Consider the following 12,860-nt stretch of genomic DNA (forward strand, 5'->3'; position numbering starts at 1 on the left):
AATTATTGAAAAATTTTAAATCCCACTTTAAGTTCAACAAGCAAGAACGCAGTGGGATTTTCTTTTTACTGCTCATTATTCTTGTGCTTCAAGGGTTGCATCTCTATTACAAGAACCTACCCTATTCGCCTACCGAAACAAGGGTTTTGGTTGATGACGTTTTGCAGCGTGTTGTGGACAGTCTTAAAAAGGAAAGTTTAACGACGAACACCCCTGTGTTCCGTAGGTATAATCCAAATTTTATATCAGATTATAAAGGTTATATGTTAGGACTTACCCCTGAAGAAATAGACCGTTTGCACAAGTTTAGAATGGGAGGCAGTTATGTAAACTCCGTTGAAGAATTTCAGCAGGTCACCTTAGTATCCGATTCCTTGTTACAGGCTCTGAAACCATTTTTTAAATTTCCGAAATGGAAATCGGTACCTAAACGTACCGCTTCTAAAATAAGCACAGGGCAATCAGAATCTTACCCTAAAAGTATAGGGAGGGGACCATGGCCCAAAGATATAAATACCGCTTCTGTGGAGGAGCTGAGAGTTGTTAACGGAATTGGAGACAAATTATCCAAACGGATAGTAAAGTTTAGAGACCGGTTGGGCGGTTTTTTAGTGAGCGATCAGCTTTATGATGTTTATGGCCTAGATTCTGTTGTTGTAAAAAGGGCCTTAGCGAAGTTTGAAGTGAGGACTGCCCCAAGCATTCAACAGATCAATATCAACACAGCATCTGTAGCAAAGATTTCAAAATTGGTGTACATTACCTATTCGGTAGCGGAACGAATAGTAAACTATCGCAATAATGTGGGTACAATTAGCAATTTTGACGAATTAATGCAAATAGAAGATTTCCCATCCAATAAGATTGATAGAATTAAATTATATTTGAGCCTATAAAATTGCTATGATGATTATAGATACTATGTCTACAGTTAATTTTGATTACTCGGAGACCCAGCAAATGGTCGCCGCTTCCGCAAAGGAATTTGCAGAGCAATACATAAGACCCCATGTTATGGAATGGGACGAGGCGCAAGTTTTTCCTGTAGAAGTCTTTAAGAAAGCCGGAGAAATGGGTTTCATGGGTGTGCTGGTACCAGAGTCTTTAGGAGGCTCGGGACTTGGTTATCACGAATATATCGCAATCATAGAAGAAATCTCTAAAGTAGATCCTGCCATAGGTCTTTCCTTGGCTGCGCATAATTCCTTATGCACCAACCATATCCTTTCTTTCGGTAGCGATGCCCAAAAGCAGCGATGGATTCCTAAATTGGCAACGGCAGAATGGATCGGTGCCTGGGGACTAACGGAACACAACACGGGGTCGGATGCCGGGGGAATGAGTACCACGGCTGTTAAGGATGGGGATAGCTGGGTCCTTAATGGAGCCAAAAATTTTATTACACATGGTAAAAGCGGTGATATAGCCGTAGTTGTTGCCAGAACCGGGGAAAAAGGAGATAGTCGTGGAATGACTTCCTTTGTGGTTGAAAAAGGAACTCCGGGCTTCACAAGTGGTAAAAAGGAAGATAAACTAGGTATGCGTGCAAGCGAAACGGCAGAACTGGTATTTGATAACTGCAAAATTCCCGATGAAAATCGTCTTGGAAAAATAGGTGATGGGTTTGTACAATCCATGAAGGTTTTAGATGGCGGAAGAATATCCATTGGTGCACTTTCCCTAGGAATTGCAAAAGGCGCTTATGAAGCCGCTTTAAAATATTCCAAAGAAAGGGTACAGTTTGGAAAACCGATAAGCCAATTTCAAGGAATATCCTTCAAACTCGCTGATATGGCCACGGAGATAGAAGCATCGGAATTGCTGTTGCACAAGGCGGGGTTTCTTAAAAATGAAGGCCGGGATATGACCAAATTTGGTGCTATGAGCAAAATGTATGCCTCCGAAGTTTGCGTAAAAGTTGCCAATGAGGCCGTTCAAATTCATGGCGGCTATGGGTATACAAAGGATTTTCCTGTTGAGAAATTTTATAGGGATGCAAAACTTTGTACGATAGGGGAGGGCACCACGGAAATACAAAAGGTGGTCATTGCAAAGAATATTTTAAAATAATTTCACCTATTTCATTTATTACTTTTATATTTGCACTCTTAAATCATAAAGAAAGGAGGTTGTAGCCAATGTTAATAATACCAGTAAAAGAAGGAGAAAACATCGATAGGGCTTTAAAGCGCTTCAAACGAAAGTTTGATAGAACGGGTACCATGCGCCAGTTGAGAAAACGTCAACAGTTCACAAAACCCTCTGTAGAAAGAAGGGCCCAAGTGCAAAAGGCACAGTATATCCAAGGCTTACGAGACCAAGAAGATATATAATACTTTTATAAGTATAGTATAAGCGATCCCGCTACTGATAATTATCGGTATGCGGGATTCCTTTTTTATCATCACAAAGGCTTAACTTTGTTTTATGGCCTTAGCATCTTTTATTTCTTATTTGTCTTTAGAGAAGAATTATTCGGTACATACAGTGTCGGCCTATGAAAAAGACATTCAGGAGTTTGCTTTATTTTGTTCCGATCAATATACACTGGGTTCTATAGATGATGTAGACTATACGATAATTAGAAGCTGGATAATAAATCTGGTAGATCGTAACATTGCAAATAGGACCATTAACCGCAAAATGGCATCCCTAAAAGCCTATTATAAATTTCTTCAAAACATTGAAAGAATTGACGCTAGTCCACTGGCCAAGCACAAGGCGCTAAAGACTTCCAAAAAAATTGAAGTTCCTTTTTCCGAATCTGAAATGCAGGAAATATTATCCCAAATACCTTTTAAAAATGACTTTGAAGGTACTAGGGACAAGCTGATCATAGAGTTGTTGTACACCACTGGGATACGCCGGTCGGAGTTGATCAACCTAAGGTTGAAGGATTTGGATATGACCGGAAGGACCCTAAAGGTATTGGGCAAGAGAAACAAGGAGCGCATAGTACCCTTATTGCCATCCACGCTTGTCTTGGTTACTGCTTATTTTGAACAGAGAAGCATGCTAAATCAAGATACCGAGGTGGACCATATTTTTTTAACGGCCGCTGGAAACAAAATTTATGAAACCCTTGTTTATAGAATAATTAATGGGTATTTTAGTCTAGTCTCCTCAAAGGTAAAGAAGAGTCCCCATATTCTAAGGCACACCTTTGCGACTCATTTACTTAATAAGGGAGCGGACCTAAACTCGGTTAAGGAGTTGTTGGGTCATTCAAGTTTGGCATCTACCCAGGTCTATACCCATAATAGTATCGCTGAACTTAAAAAGATTCATTCACTGGCTCATCCTAGGAGCAAGGAATAATTTTTTCGTTAGTATACATTGTTTAACTCTTAAAATTTCATTTTATGAAGGTAAATGCGCAATCGGTGAATTTCAATGCTGACAGTAAGCTTTTGGATTTCGTTCAGGGAAGGTTGGATAAGTTGGAACTTTTTTATGATAAGGTGATAAGTTCGGACGTATATTTAAAGGTAGTGAACACAAGTTCAAAAGAAAATAAAATAGTTGAAATCAAAGTTCATGTTCCAAAAGATAAATTTGTGGTAAAAAAGCAATGTAAATCTTTTGAGGAAGCAGTGGATTCCGCTTGTAATTCTTTAGAAAGAAGTTTAAAAAAAAGAAAGCAAAAATTAAGGCTTCAGGCCTAACTAAAATTTTTCAAAAATTGTTTTGATTAAAAAAATAATTATCTACATTTGCAGTCCGTTAGAAATAGCGGACTTTTTTATGCTTAAAAGGCTTTGAAAAGCCGATGTAGCTCAGCTGGCTAGAGCAGCTGATTTGTAATCAGCAGGTCGTGGGTTCGAGTCCCTCCATCGGCTCGATTTAAGAAAAGGAAAATGGTTTTTTTCCTGGATTTTAAAAGAGTTGGGTTAGAGGGTCGAAGATTGGTCCCAGAGTGTAAGGGAAAGAGGTCCTCTAATGATTTGTACGTTCAGTAAAATAGCTTTTGGGGAGATACTCAAGCGGCCAACGAGGGCAGACTGTAAATCTGCTGACTATGTCTTCGCAGGTTCGAATCCTGCTCTCCCCACACGGAATTTTAAAGTGTCTCTGTTTTCGGCATTGCGCTTTAAAAATCCACTGGTAATATAATTAAGGTTCGTTGTTAAGCGGACAGATTATATTGAGATGGCCAGATGTAGTTCTTGGTATTTGAAATTTTGATTTGTTTTTTGGTTTTTCCAAAAAAAATGCGGGAGTAGCTCAGTTGGTAGAGCGTCAGCCTTCCAAGCTGAATGTCGCCGGTTCGAACCCGGTCTCCCGCTCTAAAATTTTGACAGCAATGTCATTCCTGCGAAGGCAGGGATCTTTAAGTTCTGTGATGTTGACGTACATGGTCATAGGGTGAAGATTCAACACTTTACGCCGGTGTAGCTCAGGGGTAGAGCGTTTCCTTGGTAAGGAAGAGGTCACGAGTTCAAATCTCGTCATTGGCTCAAATAGAAGATAATTTGTACACTAATATAAACTAAGATTAAAATTAATTAAACATGGCAAAGGAAACTTTTGATCGTTCCAAACCGCACTTAAATATTGGTACTATTGGACACGTAGATCACGGTAAAACTACATTGACCGCTGCTATTACCACGGTATTGGCAAACGCTGGATTGTCCGAATTGAGAAGCTTCGAATCTATCGATAACGCTCCTGAGGAAAAAGAAAGAGGTATTACAATCAACACTTCACACGTGGAGTATTCAACAGCAAATCGTCACTATGCTCATGTTGATTGTCCTGGTCACGCGGATTATGTTAAGAACATGGTTACCGGTGCTGCCCAAATGGACGGTGCTATCTTGGTGGTTGCGGCCACGGATGGACCTATGCCACAAACTCGTGAGCACATCCTTTTAGGACGTCAGGTAGGTATTCCAAGAATAGTTGTCTTCATGAACAAAGTGGATATGGTAGATGATGAAGAGCTTTTGGAACTTGTTGAAATGGAAATAAGGGAATTATTGTCCTTCTACGAGTATGATGGTGATAACGGACCTGTTATTGCAGGTTCTGCCCTAGGTGCCCTTAACGGGGAGCAAAAATGGGTAGATACAGTTATGGAATTAATGACTGCCGTTGATGAGTGGATAGAATTACCTAAAAGGGACGTAGATAAAGATTTCTTAATGCCTGTAGAGGATGTATTTACCATTACAGGACGTGGTACTGTTGCTACCGGTCGTATAGAAACTGGTGTTGCCAATACAGGTGATGCAGTTGATATCATTGGTATGGGTGCAGAGAAGTTAAGTTCTACTGTTACTGGTGTTGAGATGTTCCGTAAGATATTGGATAGAGGTGAGGCCGGAGATAATGTAGGTATCTTGTTGAGAGGTATTGAAAAAACCGATATTAAAAGGGGAATGGTTATTTGTAAGCCAGGTTCTGTTAAGCCACATGCCAAATTTGAGGCAGAGGTTTATATCCTTAAAAAAGAAGAAGGTGGTAGACATACTCCTTTCCATAACAATTATCGTCCACAGTTCTATGTAAGAACTACGGATGTAACAGGGAATATTAATCTTCCTAGTGGGGTTGAAATGGTAATGCCAGGTGATAACCTTACCATTATTGTTGATTTGATTCAGCCTATTGCATTGAGCGAAGGTCTACGTTTTGCAATCCGTGAGGGTGGTAGAACAGTAGGTGCTGGTCAGGTTACCAAAATTTTAGATTAATAAACTTTAGGGTATTAGTGCATTGAGGGTGTTCCGTTTCGGCGGGATACCTTTCAATGTAAATATAAACGGGTGTAGCTCATCCCGATAATTATCGGGAGGTAGCGCATTCACAAACGGGTGTAGCTCAGTTGGTAGAGCACTGGTCTCCAAAACCAGGTGTCGGGAGTTCGAGCCTCTCCTCCCGTGCCAGAATTGAGAATTGAGAGTGTATGGTTCGACTTTAAGTCGTGTTGTAAATACCAAAGAAAATTATAGAGATATGTTCACATATATAAAGGAGTCCATAGAAGAACTTACAAACAATGTTACGCTTCCTTCCAAGGCAGAATCTTCAAACCTTATGGTGGTCGTAGCTGTTTTTTCCATTTTATTCGCCTTGGCAACATGGGGAGTGGACACTGTTTTTAGTGAGCTTATACAACTCTATTTCAATAATATTTTAAACTAAGCTGGTCCTATGTCGGAAGTATTGGAAAAAAAATGGTATGTGGTAAGGGCAGTCAGTGGTCAGGAAAACAAAATCAAAGGCTACATAGAAAGTGAAGTTGCCCGTTTGGGTTTTGGTGATTACTTAGAAGATGTTTTGGTGCCAACGGAGAAGGTAGTCCAAATCCGAAACGGAAAGAAAATTAATAAAGAGCGTGTATATTTCCCAGGTTATATAATGATCAAAGCCAATTTAGGTGGAGAAATGGTACATATTATACGTTCCATTACCAATGTTATTGGGTTTTTGGGAGAAACAAAAGGAGGAGATCCTGTGCCACTTAGAAAAGCGGAGGTGAACAGAATGCTTGGTAAAGTCGATGAATTGGCCGTAAATACGGACAGTGTGGCAATTCCTTTTGTTTTGGGTGAAACTGTTAAGGTTATAGATGGCCCGTTCAATGGTTTCAACGGTACCGTAGAGAAAATAAATGAGGAAAAGCGTAAGCTAGAGGTGATGGTGAAGATTTTTGGAAGAAAGACACCTTTGGAGTTAAGTTATATGCAAGTAGAAAAAGTATAAAAAAAACTGTTACATATTTAATGAGCTGTGTTGCTTCCAACAAACACGCTTAAAATTAATTTTAAACAATGGCAAAAGAAGTAAGTAAAGTAGTTAAACTACAAGTTAGGGGAGGTGCAGCGAATCCGTCGCCACCGGTCGGACCCGCTTTAGGTGCTGCCGGCGTTAACATCATGGAGTTCTGTAAGCAATTCAACGCACGTACACAGGACAAACCGGGCAAAGTATTGCCAGTTGTTATCACGGTATATAAGGACAAGTCTTTCGACTTTGTCGTTAAGACACCGCCAGCGGCAGTTCAGCTATTGGAAGCGGCAAAGGTTAAAAAAGGATCGGGCGAACCCAACAGGGTAAAATCTGGAAACGTATCCTGGGATCAAGTAAAAACGATCGCAGAGGACAAAATGGTAGACCTTAATGCATTTACCGTAGAATCTGCTATGAGCATGGTTGCAGGTACTGCAAGATCTATGGGTCTTAAAGTTTCGGGAAAAAGACCTTTCTAAAATCTTAAAAGCAATTAAAAATGGCAAAATTAACTAAAAAGCAAAAGGAAGCTCACGCTAAAATAGACAAGAATAAGCTCTATTCGATAGAAGAAGGTTCCGCTTTGATAAAGGAAATAACCAGTGCAAAATTCGATGCATCAGTAGATATGGCTATTCGTTTGGGTGTAGACCCGCGTAAGGCAAATCAAATGGTGCGTGGCGTTGTTACCCTTCCTCATGGAACAGGTAAGGATGTTAAGGTTTTGGCATTGGTAACCCCGGATAAAGAAGCAGAGGCCAAAGAGGCCGGAGCAGATTTTGTAGGGTTGGACGAATATTTGGATAAAATAAAAAGCGGTTGGACCGATGTTGATGTTATCATCACCATGCCAAGCGTTATGGGAAAATTAGGCCCATTAGGACGTGTATTGGGTCCTAGGGGACTAATGCCCAATCCAAAGACCGGAACGGTAACCATGGATATAGCAAAAGCCGTATCCGATGTAAAAGCCGGTAAAATAGATTTTAAAGTGGATAAGACGGGAATTGTGCATGCTGCAGTTGGAAAAGCTTCTTTTTCAGCAGATAAGATTGCAGACAATGTACAAGAACTGTTGGACACATTGGTTAAGTTGAAACCAACCGCGGCAAAAGGGGTATATATGAAAAGTGTATACTTATCCAGTACCATGAGTCCAAGTGTTCAATTAGATCCAAAAACCGCTTAAAAGGCAGTTAAAGTTTTTATTATGACAAGAGAAGAAAAATCGAACGTAATACAGGATTTAACTGCACAGTTAGCGGATAATTCCACGATATATTTAACAGACATTTCTGGTTTGGATGCTTTAACCACCTCTGATTTAAGAAGAGCCTGTTTTAAGGCAGATGTTAAATTGGCGGTAGTTAAAAATACCTTGTTGGCGAAAGCCATGGAGGCTTCCGAAAAAGATTTTGGAGAACTTCCGGAAGTATTGAAAGGTAATACATCCTTAATGTTTTCCGAAACTGGTAATGTTCCCGCAAAACTTATTAAAAGCTTCAGAAAGAAGTCCGATAAGCCTTTGCTAAAAGGAGCTTTCATTGCAGAAGCAATATATTTGGGCGATGAGCAATTGGATACCCTTGTTAATATCAAGTCCAAGGAAGAAATGATCGGAGAGATCATTGGATTGTTGCAATCCCCTGCTAAAAATGTTATCTCAGGACTTAAGTCTGGCGGAGGTAAACTTGCAGGTATCCTTAAAACATTATCAGAAAAAGAATAAGTACGCACTAAAAACAATTATATTTTAAAATTTTATTAAACGATAGAAAAATGGCAGATTTAAAAGATTTCGCAGAACAATTGGTTAACCTAACCGTAAAGGAAGTAAATGAGTTGGCCGATATATTAAAAGAAGAATATGGTATAGAGCCTGCTGCTGCAGCCGTTGCCGTAGCCGGTGGTGCCGCCGCTGGTGGTGGAGAAGCAGAAGCCGCTGAGGAAAAATCAGAATTCGATGTAATTTTGACGGCAGCCGGTGGTTCTAAACTTGCTGTAGTTAAATTGGTTAAGGAATTGACCGGTTTGGGATTAAAAGATGCTAAGGATATTGTTGACAGCGCACCAAAAGCTGTAAAAGAAGGTGTTGCTAAAGACGAAGCTGAAGGAATCAAAAAATCACTAGAAGAAGCAGGAGCAGAAGTTGAGCTTAAATAATAGCAACAACCATAACTAAGTTGGTTTAGGTCTTTCCACATTTGGTGGCTAGACCTAAACCCTTTTATACATAGTATATAAAGTAATATACGACACTTTAGTATTCACTTTCAAAATTTTGTCCATTGATGTTCACAAATCAGACTGAGAGAATAAGTTTTGCATCCGCTAAGAACATACCGGATTATCCGGATTTCTTGGACATTCAGATTAAATCATTTCAGGATTTCTTTCAACTTGAAACAAAATCTGACGAGAGGGGCAATGAAGGATTGTACAACACCTTCATGGAAAACTTCCCGATCACCGACACTAGAAATCAATTCGTACTAGAATTTCTTGATTATTTTATAGACCCACCTAGGTATTCCATCCAAGAATGCATAGAGCGAGGCCTTACCTATAGTGTTCCGTTAAAAGCAAGATTAAAATTGTTTTGTACAGATCCGGAACACGAAGATTTTGAAACCATAGTTCAGGATGTATACTTGGGTACTATACCCTATATGACGCCCAGTGGTACATTTGTTATCAATGGAGCGGAACGTGTTGTAGTTTCACAGCTACACCGTTCACCAGGTGTCTTCTTTGGACAGTCTTTCCATGCCAATGGTACCAAACTATATTCGGCACGGGTTATTCCATTTAAAGGCTCTTGGATAGAATTTGCTACCGATATCAACGGCGTAATGTACGCGTATATCGATAGGAAGAAAAAACTACCGGTTACCACCTTGTTCCGTGCAATTGGTTTTGAACGAGATAAGGATATTTTGGAAATTTTTGACCTTTCCGAAGAGATAAAAGTTTCCAATGCCGGACTTAAAAAAGTCTTGGGCCGCAAATTGGCAGCAAGGGTTTTGAACACATGGCACGAGGATTTTGTGGACGAAGATACAGGCGAAGTGGTTTCCATTGAAAGAAACGAAATTGTTCTAGACCGCGATACCGTCTTGGAGAAGGAGCATATTGCCGAAATATTGGAAGCCGATGTAAAAACCATTCTCTTACATAAAGAGAACAATGCACAATCGGACTATGCCATTATCCATAATACCTTGCAAAAAGATCCAACGAACTCTGAAAAGGAAGCCGTTGAACATATATACAGACAGTTGCGTAATGCCGAACCGCCAGATGAAGAAACGGCAAGAGGTATTATAGACAAGTTGTTCTTTTCCGATCAACGTTATAACCTTGGAGAGGTTGGACGTTATAGAATGAACAAAAAGTTAGGATTGGATATTGGTATGGACAAACAGGTTCTTACCAAGGAAGATATCATTACCATTATCAAATATTTGATCGAATTGATCAATTCCAAAGCAGAAATTGATGATATCGATCACCTTTCCAACCGTCGTGTAAGAACGGTAGGCGAGCAATTGTCTTCTCAATTTGGTGTAGGATTGGCCCGTATGGCCAGAACTATCCGCGAACGTATGAACGTACGCGATAATGAGGTGTTTACACCCATCGATCTGATTAACGCGAAGACACTATCTTCGGTAATCAATTCATTCTTTGGGACCAACCAGTTGTCGCAGTTTATGGATCAGACCAATCCATTGGCAGAAATAACGCACAAGAGAAGGCTTTCCGCTTTAGGGCCAGGAGGACTTTCGAGGGAAAGAGCCGGTTTTGAGGTACGTGATGTACACTATACCCACTACGGAAGACTTTGTCCTATTGAAACCCCTGAAGGACCAAATATTGGTTTAATCTCTTCCCTTTCGGTTTTTGCGAAAGTGAATCCAATGGGCTTCTTGGAAACCCCTTATAGAAAAGTAGAAAAAGGTAAGGTAGATACAGAGGAGTATACTTATTTGAGCGCCGAAGAAGAGGAAGGAATGAAAATTGCACAGGCAAACATCCCTTTGAAGGAAAACGGTCAGATAGATCGCGAAAAGGTTATTGCAAGGGAAGAAGGCGATTTTCCTGTGGTAGATCCTTCTGAGGTGAACTATACCGATGTGGCTCCCAATCAAATTGCATCTATTTCGGCTTCATTGATTCCTTTCTTGGAACATGATGATGCCAACCGTGCCTTGATGGGGTCTAATATGATGCGCCAAGCAGTTCCTTTGTTGAAACCGCAGTCACCCATAGTGGGGACCGGTCTGGAAAGACAGGTGGCTTCAGACTCTAGGGTTTTGATCAATGCAGAAGGTGATGGAGTTATAGAATATGTAGATTCTAAAATAATTACGATAAAATACAAGCGTACCGAAGAAGAGCAGTTGGTAAGTTTTGAGGAAGATTCCAAAACATATGAACTGGTAAAATTCCGCAAAACCAACCAAGGTACAAGTATTAACCTAAAGCCAATTGTTAAAAAAGGCGATAAAGTTAAAAAAGGACAGGTACTTTGCGAAGGGTATGCCACTGAAAAAGGTGAATTGGCCTTAGGACGAAACCTAAAAGTGGCCTTTATGCCATGGAAAGGTTACAATTTTGAGGATGCTATTGTAATTTCTGAAAAAGTAGTACGTGAGGACATCTTCACATCTATTCATATTGATGAATACGCCTTGGAAGTAAGGGATACCAAACTGGGGGCTGAAGAGCTTACCAATGATATCCCCAACGTATCCGAAGAAGCAACCAAGGACTTGGATGAATATGGAATGATCCGCATTGGTGCCGAAGTTAAGCCAGGTGATATCCTAATAGGTAAGATTACTCCTAAAGGGGAATCCGATCCTACACCGGAAGAAAAATTACTTAGGGCAATATTTGGTGATAAGGCCGGGGATGTAAAAGATGCATCATTAAAGGCATCACCATCTTTAAGAGGTGTTGTAATAGACAAAAAGTTGTTCTCTAGATCTGTTAAGGACAAGCGTAAGCGTTCCGAAGATAAAGAGGCCATTTCTTCATTGGAAATGGAATATGAAGTTAAATTTCAACAACTTAAAGATGTATTGGTAGAGAAGTTGTTTGCCTTGATCAATGGCAAGACTTCCCAGGGTGTATTAAACGATTTGGGAGAAGAAGTGCTTCCAAAAGGTAAGAAATACACCATGAAAATGTTGAATTCGGTAGATGATTTTGCCCACCTTGTAGGGGGTAGTTGGACCACCGATAAAACAACCAATGCGCTATTGGCAGATCTTCTGCACAACTATAAGATTAAGCTTAACGACCTTCAGGGTAACCTTAGAAGAGACAAGTTTACAATCTCAGTTGGTGATGAACTTCCTGCAGGAATCATGAAATTGGCCAAAGTATATATCGCTAAGAAGCGTAAGCTTAAAGTAGGTGATAAAATGGCCGGTCGCCATGGTAACAAAGGTATCGTTGCACGTATTGTACGCCAAGAAGATATGCCGTTCTTAGAGGATGGAACCCCTGTAGATATCGTTTTGAATCCTTTGGGAGTACCTTCGCGTATGAACATTGGCCAGATTTACGAAACTGTTCTAGGTTGGGCCGGACTAAAACTAGGCAAGAAATTTGGTACGCCAATTTTCGATGGGGCTACCTTGGATCAAATCAATGGATATACAGATGATGCAGGTATCCCAAGGTTTGGACATACGTACTTATATGACGGTGGAACCGGACAACGTTTTGATCAGCCCGCTACTGTTGGGGTAATCTATATGTTGAAATTAGGACATATGGTAGATGATAAAATGCACGCCCGTTCAATAGGACCTTACTCTCTTATTACACAACAACCTCTTGGTGGTAAAGCACAATTTGGAGGTCAGCGTTTTGGAGAGATGGAAGTATGGGCGCTAGAAGCATACGGTGCCTCCGCTACCCTTAGGGAAATATTGACGGTTAAATCCGATGATGTTATTGGTAGGGCAAAAACCTATGAATCTATCGTTAAAGGAGAAACAATGCCAGAGCCTGGTTTACCAGAATCTTTTAACGTACTAATGCACGAACTTAAAGGTTTAGGTTTGGACATCAGGTTGGAAGAATAATACAAATACTCAATTAATTCA

The 12,860-nt window shown here is 40.2% G+C and carries 13 protein-coding genes and 5 tRNA genes; all 18 read left to right on the forward strand.

Annotation, left to right across the window (positions count from 1 at the left end):
* The first annotated feature begins 5 nt into the window (after positions 1 to 5).
* The 18 genes from ACEQ81_RS17915 to rpoB all read left to right on the forward strand — a co-directional run bounded on the left by ACEQ81_RS17915 (position 6) and on the right by rpoB (position 12,839).
* A complete protein-coding gene (locus tag ACEQ81_RS17915; protein WP_411032303.1) occupies positions 6 to 896 on the forward strand; it encodes a ComEA family DNA-binding protein in 891 nt (296 codons plus the stop codon).
* A gap of 10 nt (positions 897 to 906) precedes the next feature.
* Positions 907 to 2,070: an acyl-CoA dehydrogenase family protein gene (locus ACEQ81_RS17920; protein ID WP_411032323.1), complete on the forward strand. Its 1,164-nt coding sequence runs from the start codon at positions 907 to 909 to the stop codon at positions 2,068 to 2,070.
* Between the two features lie 68 nt (positions 2,071 to 2,138).
* Positions 2,139 to 2,333, forward strand: a complete 195-nt coding sequence (rpsU, locus tag ACEQ81_RS17925) for a 30S ribosomal protein S21 (RefSeq protein ID WP_411032304.1) — start codon at positions 2,139 to 2,141, stop codon at positions 2,331 to 2,333.
* A 94-nt stretch (positions 2,334 to 2,427) separates the two neighbouring features.
* Positions 2,428 to 3,318: a tyrosine-type recombinase/integrase gene (locus ACEQ81_RS17930; RefSeq protein ID WP_411032305.1), complete on the forward strand. Its 891-nt coding sequence runs from the start codon at positions 2,428 to 2,430 to the stop codon at positions 3,316 to 3,318.
* A gap of 44 nt (positions 3,319 to 3,362) precedes the next feature.
* Positions 3,363 to 3,665 carry a ribosome hibernation-promoting factor, HPF/YfiA family gene (hpf, locus tag ACEQ81_RS17935; RefSeq protein ID WP_411032306.1) on the forward strand — a complete coding sequence of 101 codons (303 nt, stop codon included), beginning with the start codon at positions 3,363 to 3,365 and terminating at the stop codon, positions 3,663 to 3,665.
* A 100-nt stretch (positions 3,666 to 3,765) separates the two neighbouring features.
* A tRNA-Thr gene (locus ACEQ81_RS17940) sits at positions 3,766 to 3,839 on the forward strand.
* Positions 3,840 to 3,969: 130 nt separating this feature from the next.
* Positions 3,970 to 4,051 (forward strand) — tRNA-Tyr (locus ACEQ81_RS17945).
* Between the two features lie 162 nt (positions 4,052 to 4,213).
* Positions 4,214 to 4,286, forward strand: a tRNA-Gly gene (locus tag ACEQ81_RS17950).
* Between the two features lie 99 nt (positions 4,287 to 4,385).
* Positions 4,386 to 4,457, forward strand: a tRNA-Thr gene (locus ACEQ81_RS17955).
* Between the two features lie 54 nt (positions 4,458 to 4,511).
* The gene (tuf, locus tag ACEQ81_RS17960; RefSeq protein ID WP_411032307.1) at positions 4,512 to 5,699 is read left to right on the forward strand and encodes an elongation factor Tu; all 1,188 of its coding nucleotides are present in this window, start codon (positions 4,512 to 4,514) and stop codon (positions 5,697 to 5,699) included.
* 116 nt (positions 5,700 to 5,815) lie between these two features.
* Positions 5,816 to 5,891 (forward strand) — tRNA-Trp (locus ACEQ81_RS17965).
* A 70-nt stretch (positions 5,892 to 5,961) separates the two neighbouring features.
* On the forward strand, positions 5,962 to 6,150 hold the full coding sequence (gene secE / locus ACEQ81_RS17970; RefSeq protein WP_411032308.1) for a preprotein translocase subunit SecE: 189 nt from the start codon (positions 5,962 to 5,964) through the stop codon (positions 6,148 to 6,150).
* A gap of 9 nt (positions 6,151 to 6,159) precedes the next feature.
* A complete protein-coding gene (gene nusG / locus ACEQ81_RS17975) occupies positions 6,160 to 6,711 on the forward strand; it encodes a transcription termination/antitermination protein NusG (protein ID WP_411032309.1) in 552 nt (183 codons plus the stop codon).
* 68 nt (positions 6,712 to 6,779) lie between these two features.
* Positions 6,780 to 7,217: a 50S ribosomal protein L11 gene (gene rplK, locus ACEQ81_RS17980; protein ID WP_411032310.1), complete on the forward strand. Its 438-nt coding sequence runs from the start codon at positions 6,780 to 6,782 to the stop codon at positions 7,215 to 7,217.
* A gap of 20 nt (positions 7,218 to 7,237) precedes the next feature.
* Entirely contained in the window at positions 7,238 to 7,927 is a 690-nt protein-coding gene (gene rplA / locus ACEQ81_RS17985) for a 50S ribosomal protein L1 (RefSeq protein WP_411032311.1), read from the forward strand.
* A 21-nt stretch (positions 7,928 to 7,948) separates the two neighbouring features.
* Positions 7,949 to 8,467, forward strand: a complete 519-nt coding sequence (rplJ, locus tag ACEQ81_RS17990; protein WP_411032312.1) for a 50S ribosomal protein L10 — start codon at positions 7,949 to 7,951, stop codon at positions 8,465 to 8,467.
* A 50-nt stretch (positions 8,468 to 8,517) separates the two neighbouring features.
* Entirely contained in the window at positions 8,518 to 8,901 is a 384-nt protein-coding gene (gene rplL, locus ACEQ81_RS17995) for a 50S ribosomal protein L7/L12 (RefSeq protein WP_411032313.1), read from the forward strand.
* Between the two features lie 128 nt (positions 8,902 to 9,029).
* Positions 9,030 to 12,839, forward strand: a complete 3,810-nt coding sequence (gene rpoB / locus ACEQ81_RS18000) for a DNA-directed RNA polymerase subunit beta (protein ID WP_411032314.1) — start codon at positions 9,030 to 9,032, stop codon at positions 12,837 to 12,839.
* Positions 12,840 to 12,860 lie beyond the last annotated feature (21 nt).

This window comes from Spongiimicrobium sp. 3-5 (assembly GCF_046557915.1).
Lineage (GTDB): Bacteria > Bacteroidota > Bacteroidia > Flavobacteriales > Flavobacteriaceae > JBHEBG01.